Raw genomic sequence first — 17651 nt, forward strand, 5'->3', positions numbered from 1 at the left:
GCGCGGCGGTGAGACAGACCCTTTCCGGCAAGCACATCCTGCTGATCATCGGCGGCGGCATCGCGGCCTACAAGTGCCTTGACCTGATCCGCCGCCTGCGCGAACGCGGCGCCGCCGTGCGCTGCGTCATGACGGCCGGCGCGCAGCAATTCGTCACGCCGCTTTCGGTCGGTGCGCTGACCGCCGACACCGTCTTCACCGAACTTTTCGACCGGCAGGCCGAGCACGATGTCGGCCACATAAGGCTGGCGCGGCAGGCCGATCTGATCGTCGTCGCGCCGGGCACCGCCGACCTGATGGCGAAGATGTCGCACGGGCTGGCCGACGACCTGGCGAGCACCGTGCTGATGGCCGCCTCGAGTCCGGTGCTCGTCGCGCCGGCCATGAACCCGGCCATGTGGACCCACCCGGCCACGCGCAGAAATCGCGAGACGCTCGCCGGCGACGGGATCGCATTTGTCGGCCCCGATGCCGGCGAGATGGCCGAAAGCGGCGAAGCGGGCGAGGGCCGCATGGCCGAACCGCTGGAGATCGTCGCGGCCATCGAAACCCTGCTCGACGACCGTCCCAAACCGCTGGCCGGCCGCAGCGTCATCGTCACTTCCGGGCCGACGCACGAGCCGATCGACCCGGTGCGCTACATCGCCAATCGCTCCTCGGGCAAGCAGGGCCACGCGATCGCCGCCGCGCTGGCCGATCTGGGCGCGAAGGTGCGTCTCGTGTCCGGGCCGGTCGGCATCCCCGATCCGGCCGGTGTGGAGACCGTTCACGTGCGGACCGCGCGCGAAATGCTCGACGTCGTCGACCAGCTCCTGCCGGCCGACGCCGCTGTTTTCGTCGCCGCGGTCGCCGACTACCGGCCGGCGCAGGTCGCATCCGACAAGCTCAAGAAGGACGATGGCGGCCTCACGGCGGTGCCGCTTGCCGAGAACCCGGACATTCTGGCCTCGGTCGGCCGACACGCCACCATGCGCCCGCGCCTGGTGATCGGCTTTGCCGCCGAAACGCGCGACCTGCTCGACAATGCCGATGCCAAGCTCGCCAAGAAGGGCGCCGACTACATCGTCGGCAATGATGTCTCCGCCGGCAGCGGCATCGGTGGTGGCGGCGTGATGGGCGGCGATCGCAATCGCGTCACGCTGGTCTCGCGACAGGGCGCCGAGCCCTGGCCGGAGATGAGCAAGCAGGAAGTGGCCGAGCGCCTTGCCGCCCTGGTCGCCGACCGGCTCGCCACGCTCGTCACCTGACCGGGGCACGGCGAACACAGCGTTCACGCCGCATCCGCTCGTCCCGACGCGCCAGGCACACTATCTTGGCGGCAGCAAAGGAGTTGCCCACGATGTCCATTCGTCCCGTCAAGCACGTCTCCGGCACCACGCCCACCATGGAAGGCGCCGGCGTCCATCTTCATCGCGTGTTCGGCTTCGGCGATCCGTCCATGACCGATCCGTTCCTGATGATGGACGACTTCCGCAACGATTCGCCCGACAGATACGCCGCCGGCTTTCCCTGGCATCCCCATCGCGGCATCGAGACGATCACCTATGTGCTGGCCGGTTCGGTCGACCACGCCGACAGCCTGGGCAATGCCGGCTCGCTCGGCCCCGGCTCGGTGCAGTGGATGACCGCCGGCTCGGGCATCCTGCACCAGGAGATGCCCAAGGGCGACGCCAGGGGCCGCATGCACGGCTTTCAGCTCTGGGCCAATCTTCCCTCGAGCGAGAAGATGACGACGCCGCGCTATCAGGACATTTCGGGCGCCGACATTCCCGAGGTGATCGACGATGACGGCACGCGCGTGCGGGTGATCACCGGCGAGTTCTGGGGAAAGAAGGGCCCGGTCGACGGCATCGCCGCCGATCCGCAATATCTCGACGTCTGGGTGCCGCCACTGAAAAGGAAAGTGTTGCCGATCGACACCTACCGGTCGGCCTTCGCCTATATCTTCGAGGGGTCGGGCACGTTCCGCGATGCGTCAAAGCCGTTCGGCGTGCTCGTCGAAAAGGAAGTGGCGGGCGAGGAGGTCTATCTGCGCGACATGTCCGGTGACAGGACGCTCGTGGTGTTCGACACCGGCGACGAGGTCGTCGTCCAGTCGGGCGAAAAGGGCATCCGTTTCCTGCTGGTGACCGGCAAGCCGATCCAGGAGCCGGTCGCCTGGCACGGTCCGATCGTCATGAACACGCAGGCCGAACTGGCCCAGGCGTTCAACGATCTGCGCTCGGGCAACTTCATCCGCGAGCAGGCGCGGATGTAGGCGCTACAACAAGCGCGGTTGGCTGCTAGTCGTACCACTCGCAACGCGGTTGAGATACTCGTCGAACATAGGGACGGTGAACGCAACGTCCCCATGCGCCGGGCTATAGACCATGCCCTTCCTGATCAACGAACTGCGGTGTGGCGCGACACTTTGAACCTCGCGATCCATCTCGTTGGCAACGTCCCCCGACCGATGTGGCCCAGCACCCAATCTGGCCATTGCAAACATATAGCGCTGTTCTACAGGCGTTAGCCTATCGAAGCGAACACGGAAGAAACTCTCATCCAGGCGATCAATGGCTCTTCGATCGACTTCATCCATACGGCTGTTGTCGATTGGAGAGCCCGGCGCCTCGTTCCATAGCTGGTATCCCCATTCCTGCAGGAAGTACGGATAACCATTTGTCGTCTCAAATATCTTGAATAGCGCCGCCTCGGTGACGTTGGCTCCTTCGCGCTCAATAGGCTCTCTGATCGCTGCAACTGCATCAACCTTTTTCAATCGGTCGAGCCGTGGGTAATCAAAAAGTCGTTCAGCGTAGGATTTTGACCGGCCAGCAAGTCCGAGAATCTGCGGGAGTCCCCCTCCCACCAAGACGACCGGCAGGTTGCGCTGCGAAATCCGATGCATCGCCATGATGAGGGCGCTCATTTCGCGTTCGTTTGCGTACTGCAACTCGTCAATAACGAGGCACAACGTCGCGCCTTTCGCCCTAGCTGCCACCCCAACCGCCTCGAATAGATCAGGTAAGTCCAGCTCAAGGTCGCCACTGTCAGCCGAACCAACCTCCGGGTCGACTGACAACCCAAAGTCAACACCTTCTATTGTCGCAGTAAATCTTACAAACGAAGTTAGAACAGCAATCGCCTGCTTTACCGCCGCAACCGCTCTTTCACCGCGATCAAATGCAAGCAATGTCTGCTGAATACGTGGTATGAGCAGCTCGAGCAGGTTTCGATCTTCAGTTGCCTCGATTTGAATGACGCGAATACCGATCTCGGTACCGATATCGCGAATCTTGTTTAGAACAACCGTCTTACCGACGCCGCGCAATCCGACAACAATCAGACTCTTTTCTTGACGGCCACGTTTGACGCGTTCGAGCACGAGCGTAGCACGCTCAACGATCTCTCGCCGCCCTGCCAATTCCGGCGGCTGAGAACCTGCGCCTGGGGCGAACGGATTAAGATGCGGGGTTCAATGCGAGGGAGCCTTTCGTTTATAAGAAAAGTGCCTTATAAAGGGTTAAACTCTCTCAATATTGCAGTCAAGCGCATTGGCTTCCGTTCGCCCAACGCAAGCCAGTAGAGCTAGGCTGTCGGCGCCCTGGTCTTGCGCAGATAGGGCAGCACGGTCGTGAACTCGCCATACTTCTCCCTGGCGTCGGCGTCGCTCACGGCGGTGGGGATGATCACGTCCTCGCCGACGGTCCAGTCGGCCGGCGTCGCCACATTGTGCTTGGCCGCCGTCTGCAGCCCGTCGAGCGCACGCAGCACCTCGGCGAAGTTGCGGCCGACATTCATCGGATAGGTCATCGACAGCTTGAGCTTCTTGTCCGGCCCGATGATGAACACCGCGCGCACGGTCTGGCTGTCGGCCGGCGTGCGCCCTTCGGGCAGATAGGCCTCGGCCGGCAGCATGTCGAAGGCCTTGGAGACCTCGAGCCCGTCATCGGCGATGATCGGAAAGCCCGCCTTGGTGCCGGCGACCTGCTCGATATCGCCCTTCCATTTCACATGGTCCTCGGCGCTGTCGACCGACACGCCGATCACCTTGGTGCCGCGCTTTTGCCATTCGTCGGCAAGCTTTGCCACGGCGCCGAATTCGGTCGTGCACACCGGCGTGAAGTCCTTGGGGTGGGAGAACAGGATCGCCCAATCGTCGCCGATCCACTCATGCAGCGAAAAGCTGCCCTGGTCGGTGGTGACGGTCAGGTCGGGGATGGTGTCGTTGATGCGCAGTCCCATGGGTCTGCTCCTTTCTGCTTGTCCTTGGCAGGTGCCCTTTCAATAGGCATCGCACCGGGCGCGAAAAAGGGGCGCGGCATTGCGCCACGACCGAATCCGGCCAGCCTCGACCAAAGGCTAAGGCCGACCGACGCGCGTTGCGAGCCAAGCCGATGCGCGGCGGGCCGCGGAGGCGGAAAACCGTTCCGGCAAAGGGCGGCCCGGAGGAACGGGCTCCATCCTCGAACCGGCGAGACGCGGTCCTGTCGACAAGCGGCTTGATTAATTCGATATCTTATTATAATGGTTTGATGTCGAACTATTGGAGCCTGTCATGCCATCCCTCAGCCGCAGAAAAGTCCTGATGCTCGCCGGCGGCGGCATCGTCGTCGCCGCCGGCGCATCGGCCACCGCCTTCGCGCTCACCCGCACGCCCAGGCGCGCCCTCGAACCCTGGGAGCGGGCCGGCGCGCCGGGCTATGAAGACCCGCGCATGCGGGCCCTGTCCTTTGCGATTCTGGCGCCCAATCCCCACAATCGCCAGCCCTGGACGGTCGAACTCGTCGGCGATGATGGCGTCTCGATCGGTTTCGATCAGAGCCGTCAGTTGCCGCACACCGACCCGTTCGACCGGCAACTGACCGTCGGCATGGGCTGCTTCCTCGAGCTGATGGTGATGGCCGCCGCCCAGGATGGCTACAGGGTCGACCTCGACCTGTTCCCGCAGGGCGCCTCGCCGGACGGGCTGACCGACGCCCCCGTCGCCCTTGCCCGGTTCGTGCCCGATAAGGGCGTGAAGCCCGACCCGCTGTTCGCCCATGTTCTCGCCCGCCGTTCGGCCAAGGAGGCGCACGACATGGCGCGCCCGGTGCCGGCCGAGGCGCTCGAAGCGATGCTGACCGCGCGCCGGCACGTGACGGCGGCGGGCGGCACCGTCGATGCGGCCGATCTGCCATACTGGCGCGAACTGAGCCGCAAGGCGCTGGCAATCGAGTTCGAGACACCGCGCACCTACAGGGAATCGGTCGACCTGTTCCGCATCGGAAAGCGCGAGATCAACGCCAACCCCGACGGGATCGAGCTGCCCGGGGCGCCGCTCGAGATCTTGAAGGCGCTGGGCCTTTTCACGCGCGAGACGGCGCTCGATCCCGGCTCGATCGCCTACCGGCAGGGCATGGCCGCCGTCATGGCGCCGCTCGACACCTCGATGGGCTTTGTCTGGACGGTCACAGAGACGAACGACCGGCTCGCCCAGATCGGCGCGGGGCGCGACTGGGTGCGCATGAATCTGGCCGCCACGGCCGCGGGCATCGCGTTCCATCCGCTCAGCCAGTGCCTGCAGGAATATGAGGAGATGGACGAACTCTATGAGCAGGTGCACCAGAGGCTGGCGCCCGATGGCGGCACGGTTCAAATGCTGGCGCGGATCGGCTATGGACCGGCGGTCGGCCCGACTCCCCGCTGGCCGCTGGAATCGCGCATCGTCGAAAGGACCGCAAGCTGACCGAAACCGCGTCCGAAGAGCCGAGCCCGTTCGCCTTCTTCAACGAAATCGGCATCATCAACCAGCTCGGCACGACCCGGTTCCAAAGGGTTCTGCCCGAGGGCATGCATCCGTCGCATTTCGCCGTGCTCAACCACATGGTGCGGCTCGGCGACGGGCGCACCCCGGCCGAGCTGGCCTCGGCCTTTCAGGTCACCCGCGCCACGATGAGCCACACGCTGGCGCTGCTCGACCGGCGCGGCTTCATCCGGCTTGCGGTCAACGAACGCGACGCCCGCTCCAAGCTGGTGTTCCTGACCGAGGACGGTCGCCGATTCCGCGACGAGGCGATCGGCGCGGTGGAGGCGATGGTGCGGCAGGTCTTCGACCCGCAGACGCTCGATCACCTCGCCGCCGCCCTGCCGCACCTTCGGGCCATCCGCAAGCGGCTCGACGAGAACCGGTAAGCGGCGTCAGGCCGCCTTCTTGGCCGTGACCTGGTAGTCCTTGACCGCCTCGAACCGGATGGCCGGCGCGCGCTCGGCCTCGTAGTTCAGCGAAAAGCCGTTCTCGGCCATGAACACCGGATCGCCGTCCAGATCGCGGGCGATGGCGCTGCGCTGCCTGACCATGAACGCATCGAGATCGGCGCGGCTTTCCGCCGAGATCCAGCGGCACAGCGAGAAACGCGCGGTCTCGAATTCGACCGGCAGCGCGTATTCGGCCGCAAGCCGTGCCTTGAGCACGTCGAGCTGCAGCGCGCCGACCACGCCGACGATGGCCGGCGAGCCGTCCTCGGGCACGAAGAGCTGGACCACGCCCTCCTCGGCCATCTGCTGCAGCGCCTCGTTAAGCTTCTTGCCCTTCATGGCGTCCTTCAGGCGCACGCGGCGCAGGATCTCGGGCGCGAAATTGGGCACGCCGCGGAAGACCAGCCCCTCGCCCTCGGTCAGCGTGTCGCCAATGCGCAAGGACCCGTGATTGGGAATGCCGACGACATCGCCGGCAAATGCCGCGTCGGCGGTCTGGCGCTGATGGGCGAAGAAGAACTGCGGCGCCGACAGCGTGATCGCCTTGCCGGTGCGCACCAGTTGCGCCTTCATGCCGCGCGAAAGCCGTCCCGAACAGACTCGGGCAAAGGCGATGCGGTCGCGGTGGTTGGGGTCCATGTTCGCCTGGATCTTGAAGACGAACGCGGTCATGCGCTCCTCGGTGGCCTCGACCATGCGGCTGTCGGCCTGCTGCGCGCGGGGCCGCGGAGCGAAATCGGCGAGCGCCTCGATCACGTCGCGCACGCCATAGTTGCGCAGCGCCGAGCCGAAGAATGCCGGCGTCAGATGGCCCTCGCGATAGGCCTGCCGGTCAAAGGGCATGCATGCCTCGCGCGCCAGATTGACGCCGTCGATGAACTCTTCGCGCTCGCCGACGGGCAGGAGGCCGGCGGCGCTTTTCGCCTCCGGCCCGTTGACCGGCGTTCGGTCGGTCTCGGCGTCGCCGCGCCGCACCGCATTGCCCGAAAGGTGATAGGTGCCGGCAAAGCTACGCCCGCGGCCGATCGGCCAGGTGATCGGCGCCACGTCCAGCGCCAGCTTCTCGGAGACCTCGTCGAGGATCTCGAACGGATCGCGGCTTTCGCGGTCGAGCTTGTTGACGAAGGTGATGATCGGGATGTCGCGGAGGCGGCACACCTCGAACAGCTTGAGCGTGCGCGGCTCGATACCCTTGGCCGCGTCGATCACCATGATCGCGCTGTCGACGGCGGTCAGTGTGCGATAGGTGTCGTCGGCGAAATCCTCGTGGCCGGGCGTGTCGAGCAGATTGTAGATGGTGTCGTCATATTCGAACGTCATCACCGAGGTGACGACCGAGATACCGCGTTCGCGCTCGATCTTCATCCAGTCCGAGCGCGACTGGGTGCGGTTCTTCTTGGCCTTCACCTCGCCGGCGAGCTGGATGGCGCCGCCGAACAGCAGCAGCTTTTCGGTGAGCGTCGTCTTGCCCGCATCGGGGTGCGAGATGATGGCGAAGGTGCGCCGGCGAGCGACTTCCTTGTCGAGCATGGGTGCCATGGGGTAACGGGCCTTGCAGGGGGACGAGCCGGTGTCTGGCAGGGCCCGGCCGCATTTGTCAATCGCGCACCGCACCAGCGCCGGTGGCGGCCTGGCAGATGGCTGACATTGCGGCGGCAAGGAGCGCCGTGCGGCCGCCCCCGGCTTCGGCGAGCGGTCCAGGCGCGATGACGCGGCGCAAGCCGGTGCGCGGCAATGGCGGGCAGGACGGAACCGAAACCTGCACGCTGCCTGCTTGAACAACCGCGCGGACCATGGTCTTTGCAGATCGGCCGGGCACCGCCGGCAGCAGCGAGAGGACCCGTGCCATGCGCATGCCGCCGCTTCACATCCATCGGCTCAAGCACGCCAGGGGCCTGGCGCTGCCTGCCTACGAGACCGCGGGCGCGGCGGGCATGGACCTGCGCGCCGCCGTACCCGACGACGCCCCGATCCTCGTCGAGCCCGGCGATCGCCGGCTTGTGCCGACCGGCCTGATCATTGCCGTGCCGCCGGGCTACGAGGCCCAGATCAGGCCGCGTTCCGGACTGGCACTGCGTTACGGCATCACCTGCCTGAACACGCCCGGGACGATCGATTCGGACTATCGCGGCGAGGTGCAGATCCTGCTGGCCAATCTCGGTACGGAATCCTTCCTCGTCACGCGCAACATGCGCGTCGCGCAGATGGTGATCACGCCCATCGTGCACGCCGTTGTGCTCGAAAGCGCCACCCCGCCAGGACCGACCGAGCGCGATGCCGGCGGGTTCGGCTCGACCGGCCTCGAATAGGCGGCGGTGCGGGTCCGTCGCCGGCGACCGCTTTCCGGCCGCCTAGCGCGCAAGAGCGGCGCCTGCCTTGCGCCGGCCGCCTGGCGCCTGCCCCGGGGCGGTCAGGCCGCAAGCGCCGTCGCCTCGCCGGCAATGCGATAGGAAATCGCCTCGGCGACGTGAATTCGGCCGACGGCCGCCGCCCCGTCGAGATCGGCAATGGTACGCGCGACTTTCAGGATGCGGTGATAGCCGCGCGCCGAAAAGCGCATCTTGTCGGCGGCATCGGCCAGAAGGCCGGTCGCGCCGCGATCGGCCTGCGCCACATCCTCGATCATCGCGGTCGGGCACTGTGCATTGACGCCGATATGGCCCGTTCCGAGCGCGCCATAGCGGGCGGTCTGACATGCGCGTGCGGCTGCAACGCGCTCGGCCACCGCCGCGCTGGATTCGCCTGCGGATTTGCGGATGAGGTCGCCTGGCATGACCTGCGGAACCTCCACATGCAGATCGATGCGATCCATCAGCGGGCCCGAAATGCGCGCCTGGTAATCGGCGCGGCAGCGGGCCCCGCGCGCGCAGACATGGCCGGGCGTGCCGGCGAGCCCGCATCGGCACGGGTTCATGGCGGCGACGAGCTGGATACGCGCCGGATAGGTGACGCGGTGATTGGCCCGCGCGATCGCGCATTCGCCGGTCTCGAGCGGTTGGCGCAGGCTGTCGAGCACCTGCGGCGAGAATTCGGGGAATTCATCGAGGAACAGAACGCCGTTATGGGCGAGCGACACCTCGCCCGGCCGTGCCTTGAGCCCGCCGCCGACCATCGCCGCCATGGACGCCGAATGGTGCGGTGCCCGGAACGGCCGCCGGTCGGAGAGCCGGCCGCCGGCCAGTTCGCCCGCCACCGAGGCGATCATTGAGACATCGAGCAGTTCGCGCGCCGCAAGCGACGGCAGGATCGACGGCAGCCGCTGCGCCAGCATCGACTTGCCGGACCCCGGCGGCCCCACCATCAACAGGTTGTGCCCGCCGGCCGCCGCCACCTCGAGCGCCCGCCTGGCGGTCTCCTGACCCTTGATGTCGGCAAGGTCCGGAAGGTCGGTCGCGGGCGCGCGGATGGCAGGCTGCGGTCGCGAAAGCACCTGCGTGCCGCGAAAATGGTTGGCAAGCCCGATCAGGCTGACCGGGGCGAGAACGGCCATCTCGGCATCGGCCCATGCCGCCTCGGCGCCGCAGGCGGCCGGACAGATCAGCCCCTTTCCGGCGGCATTGGCGGCAATCGCCGCCGGCAGCACGCCCGCCACGGGAGCGATGGTGCCATCAAGCGACAATTCGCCCAAAACGCAGTGGCCGGCCAGCGCATCGGCCGGCACCGCGCCCAGCGCCGCCATCAGCCCCAGCGCGATCGGCAGGTCGAAATGACTGCCCTCCTTGGGCAGGTCGGCCGGCGCCAGATTCACGGTGACGCGCTTGGGCGGCATTGAAAGGCCCGATGCATGCAGTGCCGCCTGCACCCGCTCGCGGCTTTCGGCGACCGCCTTGTCGGGCAGGCCGACGATCTGCATGCCCATCTTGCCCGGCGCAACCATGACCTGAACGTCGACCGGCACCGCCTCGACGCCCTGAAAGGCAACCGTCGTCACACGCCCTACCATCGCAACCGCCCTCCGGGCCGCGCCGGCCCTTGCAACCGGCGATTGGCCTCTGCCTGCTCCGCCAACGCAAGCAAAGCACAGCGAACGGCACATTGCAAGAACATTATGCGAACAGGCGCACGGAAAGGGTGCGGTCAGGTTGCGCCCGGTTGCACGGCGGAACAAAAGCGGTGCCGGCTCAGCGCCTTGCTTCCACCGCGTCCCAGAACAGCGCGGCGATGTCGGCACCGCCGAAGCGCCGCACCTCGCGCACGCCGGTCGGCGAGGTGACGTTGATCTCGGTCATCAGCCCGCCGATCACGTCGATGCCGACCAGCACGAAGCCGCGCTCGCGCAGCGCCGGGCCGATGGCCGCGCAGATCTCGCGATCGCGTTCGCTCATCTCGATGGCCAGCGCCTTGCCGCCCACATGCATGTTCGAGCGGGCGTCGGTCTCCGAGGGTACGCGGTTGATCGCGCCCACCGGTTCGCCGTCGATCAGGATGATGCGCTTGTCGCCAGCGCGCACATCGTCGAGATAGCGCTGGGCGATGATCGGCTCGCTGGTGAGCTGGGCGAACATCTCCATCAGCGAGGTCAGGTTGCGGTCGCCGTCGCGCAGATGGAACACGCCGGCCCCGCCATTGCCGTAGAGCGGCTTGAGGATGATGTCGCCGAATTCGCGCCGGAACGCCCAGATCTGGTCGATATCCTTGGTGATCAGCGTTTCGGGCATGAATTGCGCGAATTCGGTCACGAAGATCTTTTCGGGCGAGTTGCGCACCCAGGCCGGATCGTTGACGACCAGCGTTTGGGGGTGGATGCGCTCGAGCAGATGGGTGGTCGTGATGTAGTTCATGTCGAACGGGGGGTCCTGGCGCAGCAGCACCACGTCCATCTGCGACAGGTCGCGCTGTTCGGCCGCGCCCAGCGTGAAATGGTCGCCCGCGACGTCGCGCACCTTCAGCGCCTCGACGCTCGCGGTGATTGACCCGTTTCGCATGGTCAGCCGGTCGGGCGTATAGTGATAGAGCGCATGGCCGCGCGCCTGCGCCTCAAGGCACAGCGCGAAGGTGGTGTCGCCCGCGATCGCGACGGTCGAGATATGGTCCATCTGGACCGCAACGCTGAGCGCCATTGTCATCCCCTTGATCTGCGCGACCTAACTGCGTCGTCCCGACGACAAAATCAATGCGCGGCTCGTGGCGCCATCACGGCGTGAAGACGCGCGGCACATGCACCGGCCAGCGAGCCGGCAGGATCGCCACCAGGTCGAACCGCAGACTGAGGCGACCATGGTCGGGCTGGCGGGCCAGCCAGTGGTCGGCCGCCGCCTCGATCCGCCGCGCCGCCGCCGGCGTGATCGCATCCATCGCCTCGGCCAGCGTCGGCCGCGCCTTGACCTCGACGATGGCGACGAGATCGCCGCGCCGGGCGATCAGGTCGATTTCCCCGGCCCGCGTCTTGAAGCGGCGCGCGATGATCGCATAGCCCTTGACCCGCAGCGCCCAGGCGGCGCGCCATTCCCCGGTCCGGCCACGGCGCTCGGCCCGGCGTCGGCTCGCGGGCGCGCGCTCAGCCATCGGTGCGCTTGAGCGCGATCAGGCGCTTGTAGAGGTCGGCGCGCGGCAGGCCCGTGCGGCTGGCCGCCTCGCGCGCCGCGCGCGCCGCCGGCATGGTCTCGACGAGCCCGGCCAGCAGCGCCTCGATCTCCGCTTCGCTCGGTGGCGCTGCCGCCTCGCCGGTCGGCGCGATCAGAAGAACGATCTCGCCCTTCACCGTTTCGGAGCCGAATTGCTCCTTGAGTTCGCCGGAAAGTCCGCACGAAACGGTCTCGAAACGCTTGGTCAGCTCGCGTGCGACGCAGACCTGGCGCTCGGCGCCCATCACCTCCGCGATGGCGTTCAGCGAGGCCGCCAGCCTGTGCGGTGAATCAAAGGCGACAAGCGTTGTCCTTGCCTGTGCAAGCTGCGCAAGAAGGTCGCGTCTTGCCTTGTCCCGTGCCGGCAGGAAGCCGATGAAACGGAAGTCGTCCGTCGGCAGACCCGATGCCGTCAGCGCCGCGAGCACGGCCGACGCACCGGGGATCGGCACGATGCGGTGGCCCGCCGCCCGCGCTTCGGCGACCAGCCGGTAGCCGGGGTCGGAGATGAGCGGCGTCCCGGCATCCGCGACGAGCGCCACGCTCCGGCCCGCATCGAGGGCGGCCAGCAGGCGCGGGCCGGCCTGGCGCGCATTGTGCTCGTGATAGGCCACGGGCTTGTGCGCAATGGCATAGCGGTCGAGCAGGCGCCGGGTGATGCGCGTGTCCTCGCAGGCGAGCACATCGCACGCGGCGAGCGTTTCGAGCGCGCGGATCGTGATGTCGCGCAGATTGCCGATCGGCGTCGCCACCAGATAGAGCGCCGGCTCGAGCGGCGGCGCCTCGATCCGGTGACCGTCGATGGCAAAGCCGGCCATCTCAGCGCGCCAGTTCGGCGAGCACGGCATCGAGCAGCATGCGCCCGCGCGCGCTGGCGCGGATGCGCGCATTGCCGATCCGTTCGATCATGCCCAGATCGATCATCGCCTGCACCTTGTCGACCGGGAGCGGCCGACCGGCGAGCGCCTCGTGGCGGGCCAGGTCGAGGCCTTCGACAAGCCGCAGGCCCATCAGTAGCATTTCGTCGGCCTGGCTCGCCGCATCGAGCGTTTCGGTCTCGGCGATGCCATGCCCGTTCGCGGCGACCCGCGCGTGCCAGCGCTCCGGATAGCGCTCGGTCATGTTGACCAGGCGCCCGGCCTCCGCGGCGAACCGGCCATGCGCGCCCGGACCGATGCCGGCATAATCGCCATAGCGCCAATAGGTCAGATTGTGCCGGCTCTCGGCCCCGGGAACGGCATGGTTGGAGATCTCGTAGGCCGGCAGGCCCCGCGCCGCCGTCACCTCCTGCGTGAGCGCGTAAAGATCGCCCGAAAGATCGTCGGGCGGCATGGCCAGCCTTCCGGCCTGATGAAGCGCCTTGAAGGGCGTGCCGTCCTCGATCGTCAGTTGATAGAGCGACAGGTGGTCGGCGGCCAGATCGATGGCCGTCTCCAGTTCGGCCCGCCAGCTTTCGACCGTCTGGCCCGGCCGGGCATAGATCAGGTCGAAGGACAGGCGCGGAAAGGTGCGCCGCGCCAGATCGATCGCGGCCCGTGCCTCGGCGGCGTCATGCAGCCGGCCAAGCAAGCGCAGATCGGCATCGCCCAGGGCCTGCACCCCAAGAGAGAGGCGATTGACCCCGGCAGCCCGATAGCCGGCAAAGCGCTCCGCATCCGCCGATTGCGGATTGGCCTCCATCGTCACTTCGATGCCAGCCGGCACGGTCCAATGCGCGGCGGCCGACGCGAGCAGCACGCCAACGGTTTCCGGCTCCATCAGCGATGGCGTGCCGCCGCCGATGAAGATCGAGGTCACGGTGCGCGGCCCGGTCAGCGCGCGCATATGCGTCATCTCGGCGATGAAGGCGTCGGCGAAGCCGGCCTGATCCACCGGCGCGTGCCGGACATGGGAGTTGAAGTCGCAATAGGGACACTTGGCCGCGCAGAACGGCCAGTGCAGATAGACGCCGAAACCGGGCGCGCCGTCATCGGGCAGGCCCGCCGCCGTTTCGGTTCTTTCAGGTGACGCCCAGACAGTCATGGGCAAACAGTTTGAAGGCACGGGCGCGGTGCGACAAGGCCTCGGCATCGCCCGGCGTCCAGCCATGCTTTTCCGCGGCACTCATCTCGCCGAAGGTCCGGTCGTGGCCGTCCGGCACGAAGACCGGATCGTAGCCGAAGCCAAGATCGCCACGCGGCGGCCAGATCAGATGGCCCGGCGCCTCGCCGCGGAAGAATTCGCAATGGCCGTCGGGCCACGCCAGGCACAAAACGGCGACGAACGCCGCCCGTCGCTCGGCGGGGTCGGTCGCGCCGAGCGCCCGCAGCCTTTCCTCGACCGTGCGCATCGCCATCATGAAATCGCGACCATTGCCGGTTTCGGCCCAGTCGGCGGTATGAACGCCGGGCGCGCCTTCGAGCGCATCGACGCAGATGCCGCTGTCATCGGCCAGCGCGGGCAGGCCGGTCGCCTGCATGGCGGCCATGGCCTTGGTGCGCGCATTTTCCTCGAAGGTCGTGCCGTGCTCCTCGGGCTCGGGCAGGCCGAGTTCGCCCGCCGATAGGACGTCGAACCCGAACGGGCCGATCAGCCCGCGAATTTCGCGCAGCTTGCCGTCATTGTGTGTGGCCAGCACCAGCCGGCCCGGTTCGAGGCGGCGGGTCACGAAAGGCCCCACAGTTTCGGTTCGGAGATCTCGAGGCTGTTGCCGGCCGGATCGCGGAAATAGATCGAGCGCGCCCCGTTCGGCCAGCGGAAGTCGGTCTCGATCGCGACCCCGGCGCCCTCGAGACGAGACCGCCAGCCATCGAGCGCCTCGGCCTCCACGCGAAAGCAGGCGTGACCCGGACCATAAGCGCCGTGCGGCGGCACCGGCATGGCCGGATCGCTCGGCGGCTTTTCGGTTTGTTCGGGCACGAACAGCAGCAAGACGCCGTCTCCGCAGCGAAAGAAGATGTGCCGGCCCTCGACCTCGACGATCCTCTCGAGCCCCATCACGCCCGCATAGAAGCTTTCGGCGGCGCGCAGGTCGTCGACATAGAGCGCGGTCTCCAGAATGCCCTCGGGTGCGTCAGCCACCGGTCAGCCCGCGATCGCCTGTTTCTGCAGCGCCACCAGATCGGCCACGGCGCGCTCGGCCAGGCCGATCAGCGCGTCGAACTCGGCCCGCGAAAACGGAACGCCCTCGGCCGTGCCCTGCACCTCGACGATGCCGCCCGACCCGGTCAGCACGAAATTGGCGTCCGTGCCCGCCGCGCTGTCCTCGATATAGTCGAGATCGGTCACCGCCGTGCCCTCGTAGATGCCGCAGGAGACGGCGGCCACATGGTCCTTGAGCACGCGCGTCTTGGAGGCCATCTGGCGCTGGTGCATCCAGTCCAGGCAGTCATGCAGCGCCACCCAGCCGCCGGTGATTGCCGCCGTGCGCGTGCCGCCATCGGCCTGAAGGACGTCGCAATCGATGGTGATCTGGCGCTCGCCCAGCGCTTCGAGATCGACCACGGCACGCATCGACCGGCCGATCAGGCGCTGGATCTCCAGCGTCCGGCCGCCCTGCTTGCCGGCGCTCGCCTCGCGCCGCATGCGCTCGCCGGTGGCGCGCGGCAGCATGCCGTATTCGGCCGTCACCCAGCCGCGTTGCGAATTGCGCAGCCATGGCGGAACCCGCTCCTCCAGGCTGGCGGTGCACAGCACATGCGTGTCGCCGAACTTGACCAGGCACGAGCCCTCGGCGTGTTTGGAAATGCCCCGCGTGAACGAGACGGCGCGCATCTGGTCGGGCATGCGCCCGGAAGGCCGATTCATGGAATATCCGTATGGCTTGGCTGAAATTCGCGCCTGTCTAATCGATAATGGCCGGCCTGCATAGCGCCTCTTTATCGGCACCGGCAGGTGCCATATATCCGGTTGACAAGGTTCATGCCGCAATGCCCATGCATCCATCCGTTCAGGCCCGCGCCGATATCGAAGACAAGCTGGACGACCGTTCGCGCGACATCTTCCGGCGCATCGTCGAGTGCTACCTGATCGAGGGCGAGCCGGTCGGCTCGCGCAATCTGTCGAGGATGCTGCCGACCTCGCTGTCGCCGGCCTCGGTGCGCAATGTGATGAGCGATCTGGAGGCGCTGGGGCTGATCTACGCGCCCCATGTCTCGGCCGGCCGCATGCCCACCGAGCAGGGGCTGCGCTTCTTCGTCGACGCCTTCATGGACACCGGCCAGATCGCCGAGGACGAGCGCACGCTGATCGAGAGCCAGCTCGGCATGAACGGTGGCCATCCTCATACCGAGCAGCTCCTGACCGAGGCCAGCCAGATGCTCAGCCGCATCTCCAACGGTGCCGGTCTGGTGCTGGCGGCCAAGCGCGACGGCGCCATGAAGCACATCGAGTTCGTCCGGCTCGAGGAGACCAAGGCGCTGGCCGTGCTCGTGTGGGAATCGGGCGAGGTCGAGAACCGCGTCATCGAGCTGCCGGCGGGCATGACCGCCTCCCAGCTCGCCGAGGCGGCCAATTTCCTCAACCACCATGCACGCGGCCACACCCTGTCGCAGGCGCGCTCGGTGATCGACCGCAAGCGCGCCGAGATCCTGGCCGAACTGGACAATCTCAGTGCCGATCTGGTCGAGCGCGGCCTTGCGGTCTGGTCGGGCGCCAATGACGGCCATCCGCGCCAGCTGATCGTGCGCGGCCGGGCCAACCTCATCGAGAACCTGTCCGATGCCGAGGATATCGAGCGCACCAAGCTGCTGCTCGACGACCTTGAACGCAAGGACGAGATCGTCGAGGTCCTCGACATGGCCGAGACCGGCTCGGGCGTGCGCATCTTCATCGGTTCGGAGAACCGGCTGTTTTCGCTGTCGGGCTCCTCGCTGGTGGTCGCGCCCTATCGCGACGGCGAACGCCGCGTCATCGGCGCGCTTGGCGTTCTGGGGCCGACGCGGCTCAACTATGCGCGCATCGTGCCGGTGGTCGACTTCACCGCACAGCTCGTCTCGAAGATGATCGAGCGCGAGTAGCACGCCCGCGGGGTTGATTTTTCCCGCCGCGCACTCGATATCGCGCCCAGGTTCGAACGCCCCGAAACGACACGGAAGAACGCATGGCCGACAACGATCACAAGCCGGAAGGCGAGAGCGCGAACATCGATCCGAACGATCGCGACAAGCTGCGCAAGGCCGCCGACGAACTGCTCAAGGCCGACCGGGCCGCCCGCAAGCGCGCGGCGGCGGAAGACGCCGACGCCTATGCCGAATTCGAGGCCTCGGGCGAGCATTTCGACTATGAGGACGCCGATAGCGGCGAGGCGGGCGAGACGATCTCCGAGGAGATCGCCGCGATCCAGGCCGAAAACGCCGACATGAAGGACCGGCTGCTGCGCCTGGCCGCGGATATGGAGAATCTGCGCCGTCGCACGCAGCGCGAGGTCGCCGATGCCAAGGCGTTCTCGATCGCCAATTTCGCCCGCGACATGCTCGGCGTGTCGGACAATCTGCGCCGCGCCATCGAGGCGGTCACCGACGAGCAGCGCGAGGGCGCCGACGAGACGCTCAAGCAGCTCCTCGAAGGTGTCGAGCTGACCGAGAAGTCCATGCTCGCGACCATGCAGCGCCATGGCGTCAAGCAGCTCGAGCCCGAAGGCGAGAAGTTCGACCCCAATTTCCACCAGGCCATGTTCGAGGTGCCCAACCCGGACGTACCGTCGGGCACGGTGGTGCAGGTGGTCCAGGCCGGCTATTCGATCGGCGACCGGGTTCTGCGCCCGGCCATGGTCGGCATCGCCAAGGGCGGGCCGAAGGAGCCAAGGCCGGCGGAGAACGACAGCGTCTGGAAGGCCGAGCCCGGCCCGCCCAACGAGCAGGCCGAGCGCGACGCCTGATCCTTGGTTGC

General features: G+C 67.1%; 19 protein-coding genes. 7 read left to right on the forward strand and 12 right to left on the reverse strand.

All coding sequences use genetic code 11. The annotated features are described in order from the left end of the window. Positions 1–8 precede the first annotated feature (8 nt). Entirely contained in the window at positions 9–1247 is a 1239-nt protein-coding gene (coaBC, locus tag RBB34_RS00640) for a bifunctional phosphopantothenoylcysteine decarboxylase/phosphopantothenate--cysteine ligase CoaBC (protein WP_306117243.1), read from the forward strand. Between the two features lie 92 nt (positions 1248–1339). Next, positions 1340–2257 (forward strand): pirin family protein, encoded by a 918-nt coding sequence (locus RBB34_RS00645; protein ID WP_306117244.1) that lies wholly within the window; start codon positions 1340–1342, stop codon positions 2255–2257. 3 nt (positions 2258–2260) lie between these two features. Here the strand turns inward: RBB34_RS00645 and RBB34_RS00650 are convergent, their stop codons facing one another. Together RBB34_RS00650 and RBB34_RS00655 are read right to left on the reverse strand one after the other, a co-directional pair. Continuing rightward, complete coding sequence (locus RBB34_RS00650; RefSeq protein WP_306117245.1) at positions 2261–3406, reverse strand: ATP-binding protein; 1146 nt, start codon at positions 3404–3406, stop codon at positions 2261–2263. 164 nt (positions 3407–3570) lie between these two features. Continuing rightward, positions 3571–4227 carry a peroxiredoxin gene (locus RBB34_RS00655; protein WP_306117246.1) on the reverse strand — a complete coding sequence of 219 codons (657 nt, stop codon included), beginning with the start codon at positions 4225–4227 and terminating at the stop codon, positions 3571–3573. Between the two features lie 313 nt (positions 4228–4540). Between RBB34_RS00655 and RBB34_RS00660 the strand changes: the two genes are divergently transcribed. Together RBB34_RS00660 and RBB34_RS00665 are read left to right on the forward strand one after the other, a co-directional pair. Next, positions 4541–5710 carry a twin-arginine translocation pathway signal protein gene (locus tag RBB34_RS00660; protein WP_306117247.1) on the forward strand — a complete coding sequence of 390 codons (1170 nt, stop codon included), beginning with the start codon at positions 4541–4543 and terminating at the stop codon, positions 5708–5710. Positions 5711–5814: 104 nt separating this feature from the next. Next, positions 5815–6156, forward strand: coding sequence for a MarR family transcriptional regulator (locus RBB34_RS00665; protein ID WP_306117248.1), 342 nt, complete (start codon positions 5815–5817; stop codon positions 6154–6156). A 6-nt stretch (positions 6157–6162) separates the two neighbouring features. Here the strand turns inward: RBB34_RS00665 and RBB34_RS00670 are convergent, their stop codons facing one another. Together RBB34_RS00670 and RBB34_RS00675 are read right to left on the reverse strand one after the other, a co-directional pair. Further along, positions 6163–7758: a peptide chain release factor 3 gene (locus RBB34_RS00670; RefSeq protein WP_306117249.1), complete on the reverse strand. Its 1596-nt coding sequence runs from the start codon at positions 7756–7758 to the stop codon at positions 6163–6165. A 58-nt stretch (positions 7759–7816) separates the two neighbouring features. Continuing rightward, positions 7817–8068 carry a hypothetical protein gene (locus tag RBB34_RS00675; protein WP_306117250.1) on the reverse strand — a complete coding sequence of 84 codons (252 nt, stop codon included), beginning with the start codon at positions 8066–8068 and terminating at the stop codon, positions 7817–7819. On the opposite strand from RBB34_RS00675, the gene dut reads away from it, so the two are divergent. Then, complete coding sequence (gene dut / locus RBB34_RS00680) at positions 8067–8528, forward strand: dUTP diphosphatase (protein WP_306117251.1); 462 nt, start codon at positions 8067–8069, stop codon at positions 8526–8528. The two genes, RBB34_RS00675 and dut, sit on opposite strands and share 2 nt — an antisense overlap. 101 nt (positions 8529–8629) lie before the next feature. Here dut and RBB34_RS00685 read toward each other — a convergent pair whose 3' ends face one another. From RBB34_RS00685 to rph, 8 genes are all read right to left on the reverse strand, one after another. Next, positions 8630–10162, reverse strand: coding sequence for a YifB family Mg chelatase-like AAA ATPase (locus RBB34_RS00685; RefSeq protein ID WP_306117252.1), 1533 nt, complete (start codon positions 10160–10162; stop codon positions 8630–8632). Positions 10163–10340: 178 nt separating this feature from the next. After that, the gene (gshB, locus tag RBB34_RS00690) at positions 10341–11279 is read right to left on the reverse strand and encodes a glutathione synthase (protein ID WP_306117253.1); all 939 of its coding nucleotides are present in this window, start codon (positions 11277–11279) and stop codon (positions 10341–10343) included. A 73-nt stretch (positions 11280–11352) separates the two neighbouring features. After that, a complete protein-coding gene (locus RBB34_RS00695) occupies positions 11353–11724 on the reverse strand; it encodes a YraN family protein (protein ID WP_306117254.1) in 372 nt (123 codons plus the stop codon). Continuing rightward, positions 11717–12601 (reverse strand): 16S rRNA (cytidine(1402)-2'-O)-methyltransferase, encoded by an 885-nt coding sequence (gene rsmI / locus RBB34_RS00700; protein WP_306117255.1) that lies wholly within the window; start codon positions 12599–12601, stop codon positions 11717–11719. The genes RBB34_RS00695 and rsmI overlap by 8 nt, the downstream gene beginning before the upstream one ends. A 1-nt stretch (position 12602) precedes the next feature. Further along, positions 12603–13805: a radical SAM family heme chaperone HemW gene (hemW, locus tag RBB34_RS00705; RefSeq protein WP_306117256.1), complete on the reverse strand. Its 1203-nt coding sequence runs from the start codon at positions 13803–13805 to the stop codon at positions 12603–12605. Beyond that, positions 13783–14430, reverse strand: coding sequence for an RdgB/HAM1 family non-canonical purine NTP pyrophosphatase (rdgB, locus tag RBB34_RS00710; RefSeq protein ID WP_306117257.1), 648 nt, complete (start codon positions 14428–14430; stop codon positions 13783–13785). The genes hemW and rdgB overlap by 23 nt, the downstream gene beginning before the upstream one ends. Then, positions 14427–14843, reverse strand: a complete 417-nt coding sequence (locus tag RBB34_RS00715; RefSeq protein ID WP_306117258.1) for a VOC family protein — start codon at positions 14841–14843, stop codon at positions 14427–14429. Before RBB34_RS00715 ends, rdgB begins: the two co-directional genes overlap by 4 nt. Positions 14844–14846: 3 nt before the next feature. Beyond that, positions 14847–15569 (reverse strand): ribonuclease PH, encoded by a 723-nt coding sequence (gene rph, locus RBB34_RS00720; protein ID WP_306117259.1) that lies wholly within the window; start codon positions 15567–15569, stop codon positions 14847–14849. Positions 15570–15691: 122 nt separating this feature from the next. Between rph and hrcA the strand changes: the two genes are divergently transcribed. Then, entirely contained in the window at positions 15692–16780 is a 1089-nt protein-coding gene (gene hrcA / locus RBB34_RS00725) for a heat-inducible transcriptional repressor HrcA (protein ID WP_306117260.1), read from the forward strand. A gap of 83 nt (positions 16781–16863) precedes the next feature. Next, entirely contained in the window at positions 16864–17640 is a 777-nt protein-coding gene (gene grpE, locus RBB34_RS00730) for a nucleotide exchange factor GrpE (RefSeq protein WP_306117261.1), read from the forward strand. The last annotated feature ends 11 nt before the right edge of the window (positions 17641–17651 follow it).

Origin of the sequence: Roseitalea sp. MMSF_3546, from assembly GCF_030732865.1 — a bacterium.
Classification (GTDB): Bacteria; Pseudomonadota; Alphaproteobacteria; order Rhizobiales; family Rhizobiaceae; genus Roseitalea.